General features: G+C 37.1%; 13 protein-coding genes. 6 read left to right on the forward strand and 7 right to left on the reverse strand.

The features are described from left to right. Positions 1-46: 46 nt before the first annotated feature. The 4 genes from DFR57_RS00755 to DFR57_RS00775 all read right to left on the reverse strand — a co-directional run bounded on the left by DFR57_RS00755 (position 47) and on the right by DFR57_RS00775 (position 4,909). Entirely contained in the window at positions 47-838 is a 792-nt protein-coding gene (locus DFR57_RS00755) for a DUF4397 domain-containing protein (protein ID WP_114351223.1), read from the reverse strand. Positions 839-1,514: 676 nt separating this feature from the next. Further along, positions 1,515-2,276, reverse strand: coding sequence for a class I SAM-dependent methyltransferase (locus DFR57_RS00765; RefSeq protein ID WP_114351225.1), 762 nt, complete (start codon positions 2,274-2,276; stop codon positions 1,515-1,517). Positions 2,277-2,591: 315 nt separating this feature from the next. Further along, positions 2,592-4,241 (reverse strand): L-lactate permease, encoded by a 1,650-nt coding sequence (locus DFR57_RS00770; protein ID WP_114351226.1) that lies wholly within the window; start codon positions 4,239-4,241, stop codon positions 2,592-2,594. Positions 4,242-4,504: 263 nt separating this feature from the next. Beyond that, the gene (locus DFR57_RS00775; protein WP_114351227.1) at positions 4,505-4,909 is read right to left on the reverse strand and encodes a DUF4395 domain-containing protein; all 405 of its coding nucleotides are present in this window, start codon (positions 4,907-4,909) and stop codon (positions 4,505-4,507) included. 489 nt (positions 4,910-5,398) lie between these two features. Between DFR57_RS00775 and DFR57_RS00780 the strand changes: the two genes are divergently transcribed. Then, on the forward strand, positions 5,399-7,447 hold the full coding sequence (locus tag DFR57_RS00780; protein WP_114351228.1) for a beta-galactosidase: 2,049 nt from the start codon (positions 5,399-5,401) through the stop codon (positions 7,445-7,447). A 176-nt stretch (positions 7,448-7,623) separates the two neighbouring features. On the opposite strand, the gene DFR57_RS00785 is transcribed toward DFR57_RS00780, so the two are convergent. Further along, on the reverse strand, positions 7,624-8,379 hold the full coding sequence (locus DFR57_RS00785) for an HIRAN domain-containing protein (protein WP_114351229.1): 756 nt from the start codon (positions 8,377-8,379) through the stop codon (positions 7,624-7,626). Next, the gene (locus DFR57_RS00790; RefSeq protein WP_114351230.1) at positions 8,380-9,018 is read right to left on the reverse strand and encodes a HipA domain-containing protein; all 639 of its coding nucleotides are present in this window, start codon (positions 9,016-9,018) and stop codon (positions 8,380-8,382) included. 177 nt (positions 9,019-9,195) lie between these two features. Here DFR57_RS00790 and DFR57_RS00795 point away from each other — a divergent pair, with 177 nt between their 5' ends. The 5 genes from DFR57_RS00795 (at position 9,196) to DFR57_RS00815 (ending at position 15,600) form a co-directional block, all read left to right on the forward strand. Next, positions 9,196-9,726 carry an RNA polymerase sigma factor gene (locus DFR57_RS00795; RefSeq protein WP_114351231.1) on the forward strand — a complete coding sequence of 177 codons (531 nt, stop codon included), beginning with the start codon at positions 9,196-9,198 and terminating at the stop codon, positions 9,724-9,726. Beyond that, positions 9,719-10,990 (forward strand): hypothetical protein, encoded by a 1,272-nt coding sequence (locus DFR57_RS00800; RefSeq protein ID WP_114351232.1) that lies wholly within the window; start codon positions 9,719-9,721, stop codon positions 10,988-10,990. The genes DFR57_RS00795 and DFR57_RS00800 overlap by 8 nt, the downstream gene beginning before the upstream one ends. A 163-nt stretch (positions 10,991-11,153) precedes the next feature. Then, positions 11,154-11,609, forward strand: coding sequence for a VanZ family protein (locus DFR57_RS00805; protein WP_114351233.1), 456 nt, complete (start codon positions 11,154-11,156; stop codon positions 11,607-11,609). A gap of 55 nt (positions 11,610-11,664) precedes the next feature. Then, positions 11,665-12,567, forward strand: a complete 903-nt coding sequence (locus DFR57_RS00810; RefSeq protein WP_114351234.1) for a hypothetical protein — start codon at positions 11,665-11,667, stop codon at positions 12,565-12,567. Positions 12,568-12,993: 426 nt separating this feature from the next. After that, complete coding sequence (locus tag DFR57_RS00815; RefSeq protein ID WP_114351235.1) at positions 12,994-15,600, forward strand: cellulase family glycosylhydrolase; 2,607 nt, start codon at positions 12,994-12,996, stop codon at positions 15,598-15,600. Positions 15,601-15,858: 258 nt separating this feature from the next. Here DFR57_RS00815 and DFR57_RS00820 read toward each other — a convergent pair whose 3' ends face one another. After that, positions 15,859-23,082, reverse strand: coding sequence for a pullulanase (locus DFR57_RS00820; protein WP_114351236.1), 7,224 nt, complete (start codon positions 23,080-23,082; stop codon positions 15,859-15,861). Positions 23,083-23,115: the final 33 nt, after the last annotated feature.

Consider the following 23,115-nt stretch of genomic DNA (forward strand, 5'->3'; position numbering starts at 1 on the left):
CCAATATAAGAAGGATCGCAATCGTGCGTATAGTTTTTATGATCATTTATTGTTGGTTAGCTTTACGACGAAATCCAAAGCCTGCAAGTACAAGTCCACCAAGCATCGCCATTAAACCATATAATGCCATGTTAGAACCTTGAGCTCCGCCTAGACCAGTTTGTGGCATTTCACTAGGCATAGAACCTGAGTAATCTTCTAACATTAACACTTCTAAGTTTTCTGCTGTGTTGACTGCGAATACACTATAAACGGTATTTTCTTCTAAAGTTGTACCAGAAAGATCAAGAACTTGATCTCCTTCTGCTGTACGAATTTCAAGATCATACGTACCAGCGTCTAATTCCATGTAATCTGTAATTGCAGGGAAAGTTGCGCCTTCAAATAATGTATCACCATCAATTAATCCAACATCAACAGTTGGTGCATCTGGAGAAAGGTGACCGACACGTACTTTAGTCATGCCATCTGCTACTTCCATTGAATCCATGCCAACCGTTAGTTCTAAACTGTCTAACATACCAGTTGCAGCTACTGTATAAGCCATTCCAGCTTCAACTGTTAGAGTCTCGGAAATCACTGCTTCATCCATTGTACCAGCCGGATAAATTTCTACTTCATGCTCTCCTGCAGGAACTTCCATGTAATCGGTAGCTGCTTTAAAACCAGCACCTTCTACTACTGCGTCGCCATTAAGATAAACATCAACTTCAGGAGCATCTGGTGAAGCGTGTAAAATTCTTACCATAGCATTTTCATGATCATCCGCGAAAACTGTACCTGCAAATAAACTACTTACTAAAACCATTGAAACGAGTAATGCAAAAACTTTTTTCATTCTCCATCTCTCCCTTGTATATATTTTATATAAGTTTTGTATAACTTATGTATAATATATACCCGAGGGTTTTAAAAGTAAACCTATTTGTTTCAAAATATTCTAATAATTTAAAAGACAGTGCTTATGACAGGGATTTATAAGTTCTTTTCGTCATATTATTTTTATTTTCATACGCGAAAAATAACCTCACAACGGATTATTCCGATGTGAAGTTATACAATAATTTGTATAGATTTTTCGTTTATATAGATTTAATTCCAATTACTCGAATTCTTTTATAATTTGCTATCCATTTTTTCATTAGTTCGTTTGTTTCTATAAAAAAATATTGTATAAACTATAAGGAAAAATATTGTAAATCCAGCCCCTATGTAAAATAATGTTATATATATATCTGATTGAGTTTCGCGATATAAAAATGAAAAAGCAATACTTGTAAAAAGGCAAATAAGAGCTAGCACCTTATATTTGCTTGCCATTATTACACCTCCTAATCAAATCTTAGAGAATTAAAATAATTCCTTCCTTTAATTACAAAAATTAACATAAATCTGTTTAGGCTTCAAATTTTTAATGGAAAATTGTTTGAAGAAGAATATATACATGAATCAATTATCGTTGCATTAAAATAACCTCACTTCGGATTTTCCCGTTGTGAAGTTATACAAAATATTTATATAGATTTAATTCCAATTACTCGAATTCTTTTATAATCTGCTATCCATGTTCCGTTATTTTTCAATGTATCTTCTAGATTATTTTCAACTTTTGCAATTAAATCTTGCTTTTTCTCTTCAGAAATTTCTTGGAAAAACGATGCACCAAACATCTCGATCCAATTCCGTAAGCCATGCTCACCTTCTAATGGCGTTGGTCGATCATAATGTTGCGCGAAGGTGACTCGAAATCCCGCTTTCTCCATTAAAGTGGTATATTCCGCGATACTTGGAAAATACCATGGGAAGCGCTCCGTTACATTCTCTACTCCCGATAATTGGAGCTGCCTTATTACTTCATCACTAATAATTTTTACATTACCCTTTCCCCCAAACTCAGCAACAAACCTACCACCTGGTTTCAAACTCTGATAAATCCTTTCTAATGCAAGTTCAGGTTGTTTGACCCAATGTAACGTCGCATTCGAAAATACCGCTTCGAACTCGGATTGATAGGGTAACTCTAGGAGGTCTGTTACATGGAAATCAATTAAAGGAAACTTTTCTTTCGCTTGTGTAATCATATTCTCTGATTGATCAATTCCAGTAACTTCTGCACCTCTTTGTTGAATCTCACTTGCTAAATCCCCTGTACCGCAACCGATATCTAGGATCCTCTCCCCTTTTTCAGGTGCAAGGAAAGAAATTAAGTCATTTCCAAATTGCGAGACAAACGCATGAGAACCATCGTATAATTGTGCATTCCAATTATCCTTCATATTTTCATTCTCCTTTTTAAAAAATCAATTGTAGTATCTAGAATAGAATTCCACATTTAGCTAGCGAATTCCTTTAAAATATCAGTTTTTATTCGCTTAAATAGTATAAAAAATCCCCTACTTGAATGTAGAGGATTTTGATTAGCTTATATCTAGCTTTCAAAAATGGGTCTCTGTTTTTCGATAATGTGTATCTGGTATTCTCCTGCGTTATCTAGCTTCCGAATGGATGTATCTAGCTTCTAAAGTACGATAACGGGCATTACTTGAAGTTATCTGGCTAAGAAGAAAACATATCTAGCTTTTCTAAAACTGTTAAAAGATTAAGCCAAGAATTCCTGCAACTCCAGCGTAAATGGCCATCGGAATGAGTGTCATCCGGATAATTAACCCTTCTTTTCCAACTAATCCGACAACGGAAGCGGCTGCAACTACGTTTACGACACAGATCATGTTCCCTGCGTTCGCACCTAATACTTGAAGAGCGACAATACTTGTTGGGTCCAGACCAACTTGGTCCGCTACGTTAAATTGGAATAAAGAAAACATCATATTACTAAAAGTCGCGCTACCTGATATGAAAGAACCTAGTGCACCTATAAATGGCGCCATGATCGGCCAGCCACTACCTAAAAGTTGAGATGCTTGGTTTGCCAGTTCAACCGGCATACTAGCAAATCCAGCATCATTTAGCCCCGAATTGATAAAGATTCGAACCATTGGAACAGCGGTAAATAAAGTAATCGCCGTACCAATCAACGTTTTTCCAGAAACAGAAAGAGCTGTCGTAAATGCCCCACCACTCATTTTATGGATGAAAATGGTGATAATGACTACAACTATGAATACTGTTCCAGGTAAATAAAGTGGTTGGAAGGTCGCGGAAATCTCCGTACCAAGAATTTTCTCCCAACCTATACTTACACTCGTTAACCAAGCTTTGACTGGTAAAAAGTTTAAGCGTGTTAAAATTAACAGCGCTCCGAGTAATAAGTAAGGAATCCATGCCATTAAGAGTGACATCGTTCTAACTTTTTCCTCTTTAGCGACTGGTAAATTGCCTATCCAGTCCGCTGACCAGCTTTCTCGAGGCGCAAAATCCCAGCTTTCCTTTGGCATGAACCAGTTCTTTTTAATTGCAACAAGAACGAGCACAAGCCCTACTAAACCACCAATAATGGATGGGAATTCCGGTCCTAACAGGCTAGCAACAATAAAGGCTGGAACTGTAAAGCTAAGACCGGCGTAGATCGCGAATTTCCACATTTCTAAGCCTTTTTTCCATGATTTTTCTTCCCCAAAGAAACGAGTTAAAATTAGAATCATGATAAGCGGCATCATCGTACCTGTAATTAAATCAAATTGCATCACTTGAGTAGCGAGTTGTTTTAAGTATTCTCCCATCGCCATATCTCCAATATACGGCTGAGCCACCGCCGCAAGCTGTCCACCTTCTTGTAAGCCTTGATCTACACCGACAATTAACGGTGTACCAACAGCACCAAAGGATACTGGACTACTATCTGCAATTAGTGCCACCACAACTGCTGCAAGTGGTGGAAAACCAAGAACGACAAGCAGTGGAGCTGCAATTGCAGCTGGTGTCCCGAATCCTGCTGCCCCTTCAATGAAAGCCCCAAATAACCAAGCGATAAGAACAACCTGCACCCGTCTATCTGGTGTGACATTCATAAAAAAGTTTCGAATTGTATCAATCGCACCACTTTTTTGTAAGGTGTTTAAGAGAAGAATCGCACCAAAAACAATATATAAAATGGAAACGCCAATTAATATTCCTTCTATAATAGAAGCAGAAATTTGAAGCATTGGAACCTTCCAATAAAAGAACGCTAAAATTGCTGTAACCACCAAACTTATCGGCATTGCCTTCATAGCAGGCATTCGTAATAGTACTAAAAAAAATAAAACCGCCAATATTGGCGTTAATGCTACAATCGTCATCATCTGACCCACACCCCATCTGAACTTTGTAACCTTATTATACCAAAAATTATATAGAATAAAAGCATTTTGTGAAAATATTCACATAAAGTTTACAAAGAAGATCCTTCCATCTGTGAAAGGACCTTTTTTTGAAAATTTATAGTGAATGGAGCAAACTAACTTTCATGCTTAAGTGTTGTTAAATAGCCTGTTTTTTGACAATCTATTTAAGATTAGCTTAGGATATTTTATGTCATGCAGGAGTTTATTATTTTCCTTTTAAATCAAGACGCCTTTTTATAACGCCACATCATATACCTATAACGAATCGTACATCCAATGCAATAACCGGCTAATGCTAGACCGGAAGCGATCATTACCATCACACTAAACAAGTAAAAAATCACCGCTATATTCATGAATGCTCCAATTAACGAAAGCCCTATACAAATTGTCGCAATCCATTGATTAAATATTTGTTGTGCCTTGTCTTCCTGCGGATATTCGTTTGGTGCTTTTGATAAAAATCGTTTTCCAAGCAGAATAACAGGATTTGATTTTGTCACAAGCGTAAACACGCCTATAACAAATGGTAATATTAAGATAAGTGGATTTATGATTACACCAAGTAAAACAGTGAGTAATATAAAGCTTTGATTAAGCTGAACTAATGGTTTCGTAATAGACACATACATCCCTCTCTTTCTTAAACCTATTATACCTAGTGTTTTAGTAAGAATAAAGAGAAAGAACTCGAATAAAGTTTCAAATTGGCTTTCTTCATTACTATCATTTTCAAGAATGCAGTCTTTATACGAGATGACTCAACAGCTTCAAGTAAGCGAAATATAAAATGTCTTTCTTGAGTGCTTGAAATAATGGAAGGCTCTTTGTTGCTATGATATTGTTTGGCAATTATACTTTATTTGAAGCGGTTTCATTTTTAATTTCATGATTCAAGTATAACCTTGTTTTAAAGCGCTTCATTGGACCTACCTTACGCTCAATCAAGAAACCTAATGGAAATCAGAGCACATATGAAACAAGTTTTTGTATCATCACGCTTATTTTTCCCTTTCATTTCAATATGATGCTTGGCACTAAGAATGGCTACATATAAAAAAAGAATCAACATCATTTCTTTTAAAAATTGGAGAACATTGAAAAGGAGAAGACTTATGATCAATAAAATAATTAATGAAGAAAAAATCACACTTGGGGTTTGTTATTACCCGGAGCATTGGCCAGAGGATTTATGGGAAGATGATTTTAAAAGAATGAAGGAATTAGGTTTTACCTATGTTCGCATGAGCGAATTTGCTTGGACCATCTTTGAACCGAAAGAAGGTCATTTTGAATTTGATTTATTTGATAAAGCCATCGCTCTTGCAGGAAAATACAACTTAAAAGTAATTCTTGGTACACCGACAGCTACACCTCCTGTGTGGCTAACGGAAAAATATCCTGAGGTTTTAAACGTGTCGCATAACGGTGTCCAATTTAAACATGGATCAAGACGACATTACAACTACAATTCTAAGAAATATCAGGAACTATCCGCTACGATTGTAACGGAAATGGTAACGCATTATCGTGATAACCCGTATGTCGTTGGTTGGCAAATTGATAATGAATTAAACTGCGAAATCAGTGAATTTTACGCTGAAGCAGATCATATGGCATTCAAAAATTGGGCAAAAGAAAAGTACCAATCATTAGACGCTTTAAACGAAGCATGGGGTACAGTTTTTTGGAATCAAACGTATACAAGCTGGGATCAAGTCTCTCTCACCTTACCAACGGTGAATGATACCTCTAACCCACATCAGGCATTGGATGAGAAACGATTTTTCTCAGATAGTACAATCAACTTCGCAAAAATACAAGCAGATATAATTAGAAAGCTGACAAAAGATCAATGGGTCACAACAAATGGAATGTTTGGTCACTTGGATAACCACCAATTAACGGAAGACATTATTGATTTTTATGCGTATGATTCCTATCCAAATTTCAGCAAAGTGATCAAGGATACGTCATCTAAGCCTTTGCGTGACAGGAAATGGAGTCTTAACTTAAGTACAGTAAGAGGCTTTGGTGGAAACTTTGCTATATTTGAACAACAATCTGGTCCCGGTGGTTGGGTAAATCGATTGGAGCAACCCGCTCCAAAGCCCGGTCAAGTAAAATTATGGTCGTATCAATCGATAGCACATGGTTCAGAGATGGTCTTATACTTCCGCTGGCGTACAGCTACAAAAGGTACTGAAATGTATTGGCATGGAATCAACGATTATCATAATCTGCCAAACAGACGAATAGCAGAAATTGAAACCTTCAGTAAGGAAATCGAAAAAGTAGGACCAGCGTTATATGGATCAACCTATCAAGCGAAAGTGGCGATTTTAACGGATTACCAAAATAGCTGGGACGGCGAAATGGATAAATGGTATGGCAACTTTATCGGGCAAAGTAAGGAAGCTTGGTTCAAAGCATTTCAGTATAACCATATACCAGTTGATTTAACTAATATCAATAAAAAAACAACTGTGGACCATTTAAGTAAGTATGATATTCTTATTTATCCACATGCAGCAATTCTAACTAAGGAAACTGCTAAACTGCTAACGAATTACGTAGAGCAAGGTGGGAAAATTGTATTTGGTTGCCGCACAGGATACAAGGATCTAACTGGACAACCCTATCAGAAAGCTTTCCCTGGATATATTGCTGATCTAGTTGGGATTACAGTAAGCGACTTTACGCTAGTTGGTGCGTATGAAGCAGCGCCAAAAGTAAGCCTTTTTAATAAAGACGAGCAAGAAGCGTTAGGATTTAATGAAATCTTACATGCTGATAATGATGACGTAGAAATATTGGGTCATTTCACCAATGATTATTACGCAGGAGAGCCTGCTTTAACAAAAAGAAATCACGGAAAAGGTACAGCTTATTACTTTGGAGGCGTATTCAGCTATGAAATTGCAGAGAAAATTTTAGCAGATCTTAAGCCGGATGATTACAGTGAGTATTTTGATTTACCGGAATCAGTCGAGCTTGCTGTTAGAAAAAATGATGAAAAAACCTTTTTTATTCTCTTGAATTATGCATCTGATGCGCAACCTATGAAATTGAAGCAGCCAATGATAGACTGCTTGACGGACGAAGAAGTAACAGGTTCGCTTACTTTAACTGCTTATGATGTTAAGATTTACAGCTTCTCTTAATAATATAGAAATGGAAACCCCACAGTTCTCGTGCTGTGGGGTTTTCAGGTGCTTTCGCCCGAAACATCTAGGGTGAAGGTATCACATTGAAAATCATTTGGATAGTGGCATTATAATTATCAAAAATACACCAGAATTCCATTTAATGGTTGCTCTGGTGTATTTCGATATATTTATTAGCTTGCTAATTCAGTAAAAGTTTCAAAATACTTTCCAATATCTTCTTTTGGAATTGGGATTTCACTTTCAAAGTTAAGCTTGACCCACCAATGTGATGTTGAATCAGGGTTAACAGACTGTACAACTACTTTAGGGTTTGCACCATTATCTAACAAACCAGCAACACCTGTTGCATAAAATCCTGGAACATAACCTAAATGTTTACCATTTTGGGTCCAAATTGCAACGGCATTAGGATCTACATGATGATCTTTCTCTCTTTTTAACACCAATTTTTCACCAACCGGTACCCATTTTGGCCATTGAGCAGGTAAATTACGGTGCCTCATACCATGAATGTAAAAGCTTGAATACACTTTTTCATCCTTATGAATCTTCAAAGGTTGCTCAAACGAATACGTATCATTTGCTAAACGTCCTCGCGTCTCTTGCAATAATTCCATTTTTGTACAACTTTCATCCAATCCTAAATCTGACAATATTTCAAGGAAGTCTGCTCGATTAGAAGAAGGTAGTCGACGATTAAAAGCTGTAAACAGTTCATCCGATTTATAGACTTTATTTGGATCTGGAAAAGCTGGATTTAGCATATATCCATTTTGAATAGCGTCATTTAGCTTTAAGTGCCCAGTTTTACCATTTACGTACCTAAATTCATAATGATTATCAAAGAAGGAAAGTGTACCAATATGGTAAAATAAACGATTTTTAGGATTTTGCCAAACAACCCATAATGATTGTAAATTACTCATTTAACTCTTCCTTTCCTTTTCCTTAACCCATTGTAATATTTTATTTCTTCTAAATGGAATAATTTTTAGTAACCATTTTTCTTGATATTCACTTATAAATGATAAAGAATTAATATAATTATTGTATTCAGTTATATTAAAATCATTAATTTTTTCAATAATTGATGCAGTTTCTTTGGGATATTCAGTTATTAAGTAATTCAATAATTGCTTTACCTTAACCTGCTTTTTCTCAAAGATTCCAGCTTTTGACTTGGTGTTTTTCATGTACTTATTCATCATAGATTCATTTTCGATCATTTTAAGCAGATATGAATCTTCGAAACGAAAACCCAATGAAGCACCATTGTCATAAATTGGTGACAAACGTATTTCGTCATTTGGATAAAATAATACCATCCAATTAAAAGGATGTCTATCTTGATTTCCAATGAGGGCGTCAAAAACAAGCATTTCTATAAAGTTTTTTTTAATTGAATTCCAGTATGGTAATCGTTGAATATAATTAAATCCATAAGTTAGTAAATCATAACCATTTAAGTCATTTTCTAATAGATATTTATACTCATCAAATATAGCGAGTAAAGACCCTCCTTCTTCATTGGCAACTGGATCTAATTCTGTCACAAAATTTTTCAAAAGACATCCTCTTCGGTCATTTCTATCTTTTATTTAAATGATAGAAAACTCGTATTCATTTGTTATCATATAAGTAGAGGTACTTTATTGAAAATATTTCACTTTATTTTTAAAAACTGAAACATTTACAATTAAAATCCGTCTATTAAGTGAATTATATCTTGGAGGCCTTCTAATATGACTCAAATAAATAAAATAATTTCAGATTGGTTTTATCAGTATAGTGATGATGTCTATCATTTTCTCGTCTATTATACTGGCACGGTGGATGTGGATGACCTCGTTCAAGAGGTGTTTATTCGAGCTGGGCGTGGATACAAAAATTTCAACCATGATGCCAGTCCGAAAACTTGGTTAATCCGTATCGCCAGAAACATCGCTATTGATGAAAGCAGAAAAAAAGAAACAAAAATGAGCCGGCGAGCACATGAATATGATGAAAAAATCTTTAATCAGGAACAAAAAAATCCTATGAAGACTCCGGAAGATCAGCTTTTACATCAAGAAGAAATGCAGGAATTATATCATTCTATCAACCATTTAAAAACAGACTATCGAGATGTAGTGATTCTTCGAGCGATTAAAGGTTTTTCTATTCATGAAACTGCTGAAGCTTTAAGGTGGACTGAAGCTAAGGTTCGTGTCACGTATCACCGTGCAATAAACAAGCTTTCCGGTCAAGATGAAGGGAGGGATATCCATGCGTAAAAGGGATCCCAAAGATATCGAGCATAAATTAAAGAGCTTTCCTAAACAAGGATTAACAGATGAGAAGAAAAAACAGATGCATGAAAATATTATGAATCAATTGGAGGAGGATCAAAAAAATATGACACCTCTTAAAAAACCACTTCTTCATAATAAAGTATGGGTTAGCATTGCTACAGCCGCTGCGATTATCCTGATCGGTTTATTAAGTATCAATCAGTTTTTCATTGGTAACGAAAATGCAGAACAAAATCCACAGGTAGAAGAGGAAGAAACTGCGCCGCCAGAAGAGGAGCCTGAAACTTCGCCTGATCCGGCACCAGAAACTGAGACAGAAGATCAATCACCTCTTGAAAATCAAGAATTTACAGAAGTCACTGCACTTCAATTAATGCAAAAATATGAGGAAACGTTTACCGCCTTAATTGATGATAGTGATCAGCAAGGTGAAATCAGTATGTACTCATCGACCGAAGAAGTAAGGGCACATTTTAGAGAAGTACTGTCAGAAGATTTAACCGATTGGATGATCGACACGTATTTGGAAGACCGAGATGGAGACATTTACTTGATTGCTAAAGATGGTCCTACCTTCCTTGTTGAAGATCAAAACTTCTCTATTGAGGAAGAAAGTGAAAACCATTTTAAAATCATTCAAGAACGAAATAATGAACTCTTAGGCCATTCCGAAATGACTTTCCATGCTAGATGGGACGATGAAAGATGGGTATTGGATGAGATTGATTACACCAGTTTAGAGAATCCTGATACCGCAGAACAAGCTGCGCAAAATATCATGGAAATCTTAGACCGACAGGATATGAATCAATTAGCAGAAGAAGTACACGATGAAAAAGGGCTACTCTTTTCTCCGTATATTCACGTTGAAGAAACCGCCCAGGTCTTTACTCCAGCCGAAGTAGAAGAGCTACTTTCTCCAGAAAGTAACGCATACAACTGGGGGACGTATGACGGACGCGGTGATCCGATTGAGCTCACACCTGCTCAATATATAGAAGAGTTTGTGCCGACTGAACGCGTGCGTGCACCTGACGAGATCAATGTAAATGAATACATTTCTCGCGGAAATACTATTTCCAATTTGGAAGAACGCTTCTCTGAAGCCACTGTTGTGGAATACTACGTGGAAGGTACAAACGAATATGAAGGTATGGACTGGTTCGCCGTGAATTTTGTGTTAGAACAAAATGAGAATGGCGTATGGAAACTCGTAGCTATCGTAAGTGATCAGTGGACGACTTAAAGGAATACTACTTGAGGCGTTGTGCTTCAAGTAGTTTTTTTATGTATAAATTTATTGTTTGAAGAGAAACATTGTAAATTTATGTTAAACTAAGGAAAATAATAATTGATTTTCAGCTATACAAAATGACTGTTTTAAAGATTAATAATTACGGAGGGACATGATGAAAAGGTTATATAAAATTATTTTCGTAATTAGTTTTATCTTTTATCTGTGCCTTCTATCCTCACTCTTGTTCTTAGGTTCGAGGGGGGATCAGTGGTCAAATATGACATTGTTTGAATATATGAGGGCATCGTCAAATTTTTCGCCACTTCAAACCATCAAGCTTTATCTAAACGCCTTGATTAATGGAAGTATGAATATTGAAATACCGATAAAAAACCTCTTTGGAAATCTAGTTTTATTTTCACCAATGGGGCTATACCTTCCTTATTTCTTTAAAGGAACAAGAAAAATAATAATATTCATTACTACGATGATTGTCCTATTATTTATGGTAGAATTCATTCAAATTGTTACAAGAAGAGGTAGCTTTGATATAGATGATTTCATTTTGAATATGATTGGCGCGTTGTTCGGTTGGTTAATCGCAATCAAGCTTTTCTTCAAAAAATGATTACATAGAGGAAGTATTAATAAATAGTTGTTTTTATTTTAATTAGGGGGATAAGATGAAAAAATTATGGATATGCGTCATCTGTTTCAGTTTTCTTATAGGATGCTCCTTTGAAATTGGGGGTACAACAGAAAAAGAGCAATCAACACCTGAAATAGAAAAAGACTGGTCAGAGATTAATTTATATGATTGGGAAAGGCAAGAAATTCGTTTAAGTGAGGAGGCTTTTCTAAACTATTTAGCATGGGTACCCAGTAACTTTGAAATATCCGAAATTAAAATGGTAGACGCAACAACAATAGAAGCTAAAATTCAAGAGCCACAAGACGAAGCGGCAGAAATGCTAGAAGCAACTGAATTGGAAGCAGAAAATTACGATGAAATGGTCGCTATGCTCATCGAGCCTCATCTACGTCAAGCTTATAAAGCATCGACTTTTTACCAAGATCAACAAGAGCCTACTTTTCGTTTTCTCAATCAAAAAGATGAAGTTGTGATTGCATTTGAAAAAGATCAAGAAGAGCGACAAAAGGTTGAAGAAGCGATCGAAGAAGAGAATCGCACAGACTTAGGAAATTATGGTCTTGGTGATACTGTCGAGTTTAAAAATGAAATCATTACCTTCACAGGAGCATCTACTATTGCTAGGAGATTAGAAGATGAAATATACTCCCCGATTCACGTCGTTCGAGTTGGTGTTTCTTATGAAAATTTAGCAACTTATCGATCATTTGCGGCCGCTTCCAGATTTGAGATAAAAGATCATAGAGGAAAGGAGTTGGATCTTTACGATTTAGATAATCAAATGAGCCAATTAGTAAACAATGAATCCGAGATCCATGAGCCCATATATTTTGTTGCATCTGGTTATGCACCCTATAAACTGACATTCAGAACAGATACAGAAAAAGCAACCTGGCTAATCTATAATGATGAAGTTGGTATTGCTGGAAATTAATCTGGTGAAATTTAATAATAGAGCATGACTAAGTGATTAAGCTTGGTTATGCTCTATTTTTCATATGTTAAGTCGATTTAAGCATCGATTTTCCCTTTAATAAATACCGCTCACTATTTAATTTAAAATTACCGCCCTCCCCCACTTTTCATCTCTTCTTTATATATATTTAAGGAAGCTATTAACGTGTAGGTTCTAGACATAATTAGATTTAAAATAATTTTGTAAGACCTATGTCTCCATTTCACATGATTTATGCCCTCCATTTTAGGGTTTTAATGGAAATAGGACCATGATAAATTAAATGTAATCGTTTTCATTATTACTTCTTCTTAAAACTTCTGTGTATAAACGATGCACTATCTCTAACTCTGGGGGTGACATTTTATTCTTATCTAGTTACTAAAATTATAAGGAGGACATTATATGTCTACAAGTAAAATCCTAAATTGTTTTTATCAAAAGTGTGCACTCTCTCTTTTCCTCACCATGATCTTCCTACTAGCCTTCCATGCTCCTCCAGAAGTACGCGCGGAAACAAACACCATAGATATAGAAACATACGCAGAAAATATGCAACCCGGCTGGAACCTAGGGAATTCCTTTGACGCCGTTGGTACAGATGAAACTGCTTGGGGAAATCCCCCTGTTACACAAGAATTAATTAAAAAAATTGCATCTGAAGGCTATAAAAGTATTCGAATTCCAGTTACCTTTGACCAACGTATGGCGGAAGGTCCTGATTATACGATAGATGCTGATTTTCTAAATCGTGTTGATCAGACGGTGCAATGGGCTTTAGACGAAGGACTATACGTGATGATTAATATTCACCACGATTCATGGCTTTGGCTTGAAGGTGGGATGGCAACAGATCATGACAACTCCCTAGCTCGTTATGAAGCCATTTGGACACAGCTTTCTGCACATTTTAAGGATTACTCTACTAATCTAATGTTTGAAAGTATTAATGAGCCTAGATTTCAGGCCTCAGAAGAGCAATCACAGGTATATTTAGATGAGCTTAATACTGCTTTTTACAACATTGTACGAGAATCAGGCGGGAAAAATGATAGCCGTCCACTTGTTTTGCCAACTTTGGATACGGGGTCTGAATCCCATAAAATTAATCCATTATATGACTATATCAAAGAGCTAAATGATCCGAATATTTTAGCAACTGTGCATTATTATGGTTTCTGGCCTTTTAGTGTTAATATCGCTGGCTACACCACTTTTGAACAAGACACGAAAAATGATATTATTCAAACGTTTGATCGCGTCCACGATACATTTAGCGCTAACGGTATTCCAGTTGTTATCGGTGAATACGGCTTACTTGGCTTTGATACGAGTACCGATGTTATTCAGCAAGGTGAAAAATTAAAGTTTTTTGAATTTATGCTGCATTACGCACAGGAAAAAGATCTTGTCCATATGCTCTGGGATAATGGGCAGCATCTAGGCAGAAATTCACTTGAATGGTCTGACCCATCACTAATTGAGATGCTCAAGACAAGCTGGGAAGTAAGATCTGCAACAGCAAGCTCAAATGAAGTATATCTAAAAAAGGATGCTACAATAGAAGATCAAGTACTGACCCTAAACCTTCATGGGACCACATTCGAAGCATTGCTACACGACGGGCAAGCCCTTATTGAGGGTGAAGATTATCAGCTTAATGGTAATGAATTAATCTTAAAAGCAGGCTTACTTGAGTCTTTAACCGGATCAAATGATTTTGGTAAACAAGCAACACTCACTGCTAGTTTTAATCAAGGGATGGATTGGGATATTGAGGTGAAAACCTATGATACACCTGTATTAGATACGGCAGTTGGTGAGGCTTCTAATTTTACTATTCCTACGACCTTTAATGGAGACCGATTAGCGACAATGGAAGCTATCTATCCAAGTGGTGAGGCTGCTGGCCCGCAAAACTGGACCACTTATAAAGAATTTGGCTACACTTTTACACCGAACTATCAAGATAACGAAATCACGCTACGTGAAAATTTCTTTAATGAAGTAAATGATGGTGAAGTAAAATTAACCTTCCACTTCTGGAGTGGTGCGGAAATCACTTATACTATTACGAAATCGGCTAATTCTATTACCGGTGAACCGTTCACAGAAGAAGAAAATGAAACAGAAGACCAAAATGGTAATGAAACACCAGATGATCAAAATAAAAACGAAGATGAAAATGATCCAGACAAAGAGGATGAAGCAGGTAAAGATAAGGAAGATGAAAAAGATAAAGAAGAAGCCAAAGATGAAAATAAGAACGAAAACGATAACGATACAAAGTCAGAGGAAAAGAATGAGGAGCAAATCACACAAAAATCAAAAGTAACCAAACAACCGAGCGTAACGAATAATATTGCTAAAATCTTAAATGCTGATCTAACTGAAGTGAAAAATGGTGGCACACTCTTAGTTGATTTAAAAAAAGCAGATAATATGGATTTGGTAATCTTATCCTTAACGGAAGAACAAATTCATCGCCTCATCGAGAAAGATGTACAGCTTTCTATTATGCATGGTGGATTCCAAATGGATGTACCTGCTTCCACTTTTTCAAAAGCAAAGGAAGATGCGGAAATACGCCTAGAAAAATTAGAGGCGGCGGCTGATGGGCTCAGTGATGTTTATGATTTGACGATTGTTCAAGGGGGAACGGTAATTGATGAGTTCGCGGAACCTATTGCGCTCTCTTTTGTTGTGGATAGCACCAAAGAATTTGACGTGGAACGGTTAGGTGTTTATGTTAAAAATGCGGAAGCGGATGATTGGGAATTGGTTGGTGGAACGTATGAAGACGGAAAAGTGATTGCTTCAGCTGATCACTTTAGTGCCTTTGTTGTTTTAGAAGAAGCGAAACAGGTGAGTTCGATGGCTGATAAAGCTGGTGCGCTTTTGCCAGAAACAGCTACTAGCATGTTTAACTGGTTGGCTTTAAGTGCGGTATTTTTCTTGATTGGCGGAGGCTTGTTTCTTCGTCAGAGATGGTTAGTTAAAAACAGGGTGTGATAGCCCTGTTTTTTATTTTGGATGTGCGTTATCTAGCTTTATAATGCAGTTATTTAATCATTCTTCTAATTGTACTTGACCTAGAATTAGGAAGGTGCGCGAATCCTGTTTTTCAATAAAAGTAATGAATTAATCATCGAATTCAAAAAAGAAAAAGAGTCACTCGAGGGAAAATATTGTCCTGATTTTTCTAATTATACACAAAAAGGCCCTATAGAGACTTTTTAAGTGTTCTCTCTATAAGGCGCATTTTATGCTCTAGCTTTGTTGTCTTTTTCTTCTTACTGCAACCAATGTGATGGCACCGATAACTAGTAGTAAACCACCTACCAATAACCAATTATACTGATTTGTTGCGGTATCTGGTAATGCTTCGCCGTTATCTTTGCTAGCACCTTCATCGTCAGAATCACTAGCAATTTCAAATACACCATACGCACTAAAGTGTGTAAGTTCCGCTACAACTTCACCTTTTTCTTTATTATAAGAAATTGGAGAAATTATTTCTTTGTGATCACCATTTTCATCGATGTAAACAACTTTTAAATCTTCCCAGTTCTTCACTTTATTTTTATTGACAGCAAACGTTACTGTTATTGGTTGATCAGGAAATTCAGTGATTTCCTTACCATCAGCAATGATTGAAAAATCAATTAGCTCACTCACTGCATCTTTGTTCTTCATAGCTACTTTCTTAGAAACTTTCTCAAAGTTAATGGTAACATCTGTCCCCTCTGGGAATAACTTAATTGGTATTAATAATGTAGCTTTTCCATTCGTTAGCTCAACAGAAAAATCTGGATCTAACTTAGAAATAACTTCTTTATTAATTGTAACGGATTTTGCTTTCTTGCTGTAAGAATAAACTTTGTTATTATCGTTTATCACCAAGTCTGTTTCGTCTTTGATGACAACTTTACTTGTTTTATCCTTTTTGGGTTTATCTGTTCCTGGTTCATCCGTGCCTGGCTCTTCTGTTCCTGGCCCATCTGTGCCTGGCTCATCTGTTCCCGGCTCATCTGTTCCCGGCTCATCGGTGCCTGGTTCGTCTGTGCCCGGTTCGTCATCAGATACTTTGATAACAACTGTAGTTAACGGATCGATAGACATAGAATCTGATGTTAAGCTAAACCCAGACTTTTCAGAAACGGCTGCAGTTCCCGCTTCATCATTATCTACTACAACAGTTCCAGAAGTTAAGTCTTCACTTAGCGTAAGGACTCTTTCTGTTGTATCAGCATTTACAAACACATAATAGGCTCCTGTTTCATCTGTAGATTCATTTTTGTAGGCAATTAGTAAGTCTTGATCTGCAATTTCAGGCGCATCAATTAATGTGACATTACTGTTTACAAGTTCCATATCTCCGAGACGAAATGCATCGGTTGATCTTCTTAGCTCAATTAACCCCTGCGTATAGGCTTGCGTTAGCGTGTTAACAGGGTAAAGAGATTCATCCGTTACTTTTTTCCATTCAAACATATTAATTGCATCAGAAGAATCATACGAATCATGAACAAAATACGGATGTTTAAATGGATCTCCATTTTCATCAGTTAATTCATGATATTTCTGTTGGGGTACTCCATCTGTTTGCCATTGTTTTGTTCTACCATATTCTTGTCCAGCATGAATAAATGCCGTTCCTTGAGAGGTTAGTACTAAAGAATTACCTATTCTTATTCGCTTATGGATTTCTAAGTTGTTCTCAGGAATTGCTGGATCTTTTTTAATAGATTGAGCAATGACATCAAATAAAGGTAAGTTATCATGTGCTGCAATATATTGAACCATGTCACCTGGATCATCGGATGGTGTATTAGAAGGCTGTGCCTTGATATTATTAAAGATTGTTTCAATACTTCGAGCACCTCCAGTAAGAAAGCGTGGTTCCCCTTCTGAACCAAATCCAGATTTTAATTCATTACGCATTTCATCCGAGAACACACCAACATCATCTGTTTTATCCATCCAGTCTTGATCTGCTCCCATACCTTCAAGCGTTGGATCATCTAGATCTCCTGCAAATGTTCTCCAACCTTCTCCAATAAATAAAGCATTAGGATTGATTTCTGCAGCAGCGTCATAGGCATTTTGAATAGCTGGATATGTTGCATCCCCCATCATATCAAAACGCATACCATCTATCTTGTATTCTTCAAACCAATATTTAACAGAATCAACCATAAGCTTTTCAGCCATTTGATGGTTGGTTGCTAGGTTGTTTCCAAAACCACCGAGGAAGTTTCCTTCAGCATCTTGGAACGCATAGTAATTTGGCACAATGTCGTTTAACGTACTTGTTTTTGCAGTATGCGTGTAAACTACATCAAGTACTACACCCATTCCAGCATCATGGATCGCATCAATTAATGCTTTTGTTTCTTCTACTCTTAATTTAGCTTTAGTTGCGTCCTCAGAATATGCTCCATCTGGTGAGAAGTAACTGTGTGGGTCATATCCCCAGTTATATTCATTACCTCCAGCAGAGTAATCTAATTCCCTTTCATCCATCGCTGTTTCATCACCATAATACCAAGCCATAATAGGTAATAACTGAACATGCGTTACCCCTAATGATTCAATATAATCGAGCTTGTCGATAAAGGCCTGATAAGAACCCCATCTAGCATCTAGGTCACCCTCAATGGAAGAATCAGATGTAAAATCGCGAACGTGTACTTCATATATAACAGCATCTTCCCGTTTTTCATAACCATCGATGTCAGCATGAGAAAATCCTTCTGGATCTGTACCGCTTAAATCAACGATTGCAGCCTTACCAACGTCATCTCCATCAGGTCCAGCTTCCCCTTCTGTATTAAGAGTGAAAGCTGCCATTGATTTTGCATAAGGGTCTAATACTTCTTTTGTTACACCATCATTTGTAACCTCATACTGATAGTAGTAACCATCTAGATCAGATAACCCTAATTCACTTGCAGTGACTTCTTTTGTCCAAACGCCGTTTTCATTAGTTAATTCAACACTACCAATTTCTGTAGCTGCATCCTCTTTATCAAAGAAGTTTGCAACTACTTTGCTCGCTTTAGGAGCCCATAATTTAAGTGTAGCATCGCCATCTTGATATGTTGCACCTAGGTCATCGCCTTCATAACCGTATTGTTCATCAATAAACTTCCAACCAGAGCTTGCAGAAACTGTTTTGTCAGAATATGTGATAGACAATGGAAGCTTATTAATATCGAAGGTTGCGGTCACGTCTGCAGTTTTATCTCCTGTGATCTCAGCAGATTCCACGGTAACAGTAGTTCCATCAGCATCTACAATTTCTAAATCACTCACTAGATCTTCTGCTGTTAAACCTTCAGTCATCGTAAAGTTTAGTTGGATAGTAGTTTCAGAAATTACCTCCGCTGCTGTAATACCTGTTGCCACATCCCAGTAAGGAGAAATATAGACATTATCATCCCCTTGTTTAACCCATAGACGATTATATTTATCTAGTAAATTAAATGTTTTGTTTCCTCCATCTTTCGTACCGCCACCTGACTCATCAAGGACGATAAATCCAAGTTCTTGTGCATCTTCTGTTAATTCGATATCTACATATGCGCCGTAACGATCAGTACCTTCAAAATCTGTTGCACCAGTTGGCCAAGTTTCAGATGGAGCTACTACATCGCCCCAATTCCAAACACCGTAGTTTTCATAGTCTGCGTTATCACGCAAGTAATGAATACGGACAGTATTTTCCGGTAGATCTACTGGTTCATAAGTAAATACTTCATCAGAACCTTGTTTAATCCAAATTTCGTTCATTTCAGGAGAAGTGATCGTGAATCCTTTATCTCCTCCGTCTTTTCCAGCATCACCATTGGTTACATCCATAACTAGGAATCCTATATTTTGCGCACCTTCAGCTAATTCCACATCAATATAGCTACCATAGCTATCTGTTTTTTCAAACATAGTAGCACCATCTGGCCATCCAGCCGATGGACTCTCTACATCATTCCATAACCAAGCACCATAGTTTTCGTAGTCATTCTCTGTACGTTGATAGTGAATACGGATATGATTATCTGGAATTGGTTCTACGGCATCTCCATCATCACTATTATCACTAGTATTAGTTGTTACTCCTGTAATTGAGCCACCTTCAACAGTTAACAGCGCTGTACCACCATCAGCAATAGCTGGGAGCGTTAAAGAAACCTCGTTAGCAGCTGTAGCGTTGTATGTTTGATTAGAGTAGTGGTCTGTGACAATTGCATCTGCTGAATCAACAGAAACGGTAATATCTAATGCCTCTTCTGCGACGTTTAATCCAACGTATGCAGCGTCTCCATTGTAGTTACGAGAGAATAGTAAGTAGTCCTCACTATTTTCTCCTCCAATAGTAGTTCGATCGCCTTTAGCAAATATGTCAGAATTATCCGCTCTAAAGTTCAGAATCTCTGTATAGTGTGCTAAAACATCGTTACCCTCTACTTGATCCCAATCAAGATCATAGCGGTTATCGTAGTATGGATAATTATTAGCTCCACTTTGTCCAAGTTCTTCCCCATAATAAATGACAGGTTGCCCTTTAGCAGTTGCTTGAAGTGACGCCGCCACTTTCAATTTACCTTCATCTCCATCAAGACTGTGCAAGAATCCATCTTCATCATGACTGCCCAAGAATTGGCCTAGGGTTGCTGTATTATCAATTTTCTCGTTGCGATCAATTAGACTATCATTCGCTTCGGTTAAATCGCCGTTCACAAATGAATGAGCAATCCCTTTAAAACCAAAATCAAGAAGGGAATCCATCATTCCTGATTCCAGGTAGCCAGAGTCATTACCTACACTCGCGCCCCAAACTTCCCCAATCATTTTGTGCTCAGGCATTTTTTCAGTAAGTGCATTTTTGAATGCCATCCACGTAGCATCTTCGACATGTTTTACGGTGTCTACACGGAAATAGTCGATTGTATTTCCATTTGGTGTTGTAGCATTTTCAATCCAAGCTGTTTGCCAATCAATGATTTGTTGGCGTACTGCAGGATCTTCTGTTTTAAAATCTGGAAGTCCAGCTAATTCACCGACAACCTCAGCAGTTCCAACGTTAGAACCTTGTCGCACAAGATCACTAAATCGGTCACGGTCAGCATCCGTTGGATATTGTTCAGGAGGATTAGAAACCGTTCCATTAATCTCTTTTAAACCATACCCTGTATGATTCAATACCACATCAACCATAATTTTTATACCGCGATCATGTGCAGCATCAATTAATCTATGAAATTCCTCCATTGTACCAAAGTGAGGATTTAACTTACCGAAGTTACTAGCCCAGTAACCATGGTATCCATAGTATGGCTCTCCATCAATGCCATCTGTTGCGTCATAACGAACATCATACTCAATATTTTCTACAATGGGACTAATCCAAATGGTGTTTACACCAAGGTCATCCAAATAATCTAACCTTTCCGTGATCCCTTCAAAGTCACCACCATGGTACGTGCCTGATTTACTCGTATCAAAGCCAATTCCATAAGGATCATTATTAGAAGAATCTCCATCAAAAAATCTATCTGTTAACATAAAGTAAATAATAGATTCGTCCCAATCAAAATCTTCTTCTCCAACAGATTGTCTTGTTTTCACATCAACCTGTGTACTCGATGTGTATTGGTTTCCATAAGAATCAACAACAGTTAAAGGAATTTCTTTCGTCCCTGCTGTCACGTGATCATCTACTGCTATCGATACTTCTTTAAGTAATGGATCAATGGCAAGTTTACTAGAATTACCTAACGAACTAACATCTGCGTATATTTCAGAAATTTCAATATCATCTGTTAAACCTTCCACACCGACAGATAAAACTGCATTTTGATTGTAATCAATCGCTGCAGGTGAGACAGAACCAGAAACCGTTAAATCAACCTGCTCATTATATCTAATAGTAGAAGCGCCATCTACGGTATTATAAGGATCTGTCACCTCTTTTGTTGTGCCATCCTTTGTAATGAGGTAAGAATAAGATGTCTCACCAGTTGAAATTCCATTAACCGTATAAACAAATCTTTCATTTAATGGCTCATATGGCATTTCATATGTTTCATTGTTAATCTTCAACTCTACTTTATCAATCGTATCCATTGCATCGTTTGAGTAAAGTTCTTTATCACGATAATAGAAAGTGGCATTTCCTTTATCTACATTAGGTGCTGAGCCATCTGGAACAACTCTTAGTTCATCTGTCCCACTAATAATATAAGCTTTTGTAAGAAGATCGTTTTTGTTTACTGAAATAAACTGATCATCTTCAAATTCTTTTTCTGCTGTATCCCAATCTTCTGTGCTACGTAGAACAAAACCAATTTCTTCTGCTTCTTCTGAGACAGCAATATTAGCTACTGCAGTATCGCCTTGAATAGTGTCAAAATTAATTTGATCATCTTTGACACCCGTATTCCATACCCATATATTCCAATCTCCAAATGTTTCATCTGCTCGAGTATAAGACAACCGTACTCGACGTCGTTCTTCCTCTTGTTCGTCGCCAGTAATAGCGTTGATCGCATCTTGTCGACTAGTAAAGACATCTAATTTACCTTCAACTACCCATACTTCTGTAGCAGATTCACCTTCTGGTACCGTTATAACACGCTCACCTTCTTGGTCATCCCAATTCTCTCCACCTTTTCTAGTAAGAAGGGTTACTTCATTGGTTGGGAAAGAATAGGTTCCATGCGCGAATCTATAATCACCACTATCATCTACTGAATCGAACGCTTTTCCAACTGCATCAAATTCTCCACTTTCATGAAAGAAGTAAAAATCCCAATCAGTGAAAGTAGCAGGATCTTCTCTGTAATAATGTACAGTAAACTCATTATTACCGGCAATCACCTGTACTTCCTTTGTTGTTTCATAATCTCCTTGTGTTGCTTTTACTGTGAAGGTTGCATCTACAGCAGCATCACTAGCAACCTCTAAACTGGCCCCGTCTAGGCTTACACCTGTTGGCTCCCCGACAAGTGACCATGTAGCATCAGATGTTGGATTATTTCCAGAATCATCAACTAGATTAGCAGTTAATGAAGTGCTAGAACCTATCGCCACTTTATTAGGTACTTCACTTAAGTTAAGCCCTGGCACTACTAATTTACTGTTGCCATTACTTAAAGTAGCTGGATTAAGTGGATCAGTCTTCCACCCATCTTCTCCTACAACAAGCTTGTATCCATAAATATCAGGTGTTAGTGCAGATGTCGTAGCAGTCCATATTCCAGAACCATCATCAGACATGCTTAATGCACTAGGATCCCAATCGTTAAAGTCACCTGCTACACGCACCTTTTCTGCTTCAACATCCTCGTAAGTAACTGTCACCGTGTTATCGTCATTTACAACTGGACTTTCTAGCTCTGCAGCTGAAACGGAAACAGGTAGATAGGATGATACTGTGCTAAATAAGATTAAAAATATTAAGAGCATGGAAAAACCTTTTTTCTTTCTCCTCATTTTGTAACCCCTTTCAAATTTTAATAAAAAATA

This window comes from Saliterribacillus persicus, from assembly GCF_003337485.1.
Lineage (GTDB): Bacteria > Bacillota > Bacilli > Bacillales > Amphibacillaceae > Saliterribacillus > Saliterribacillus persicus.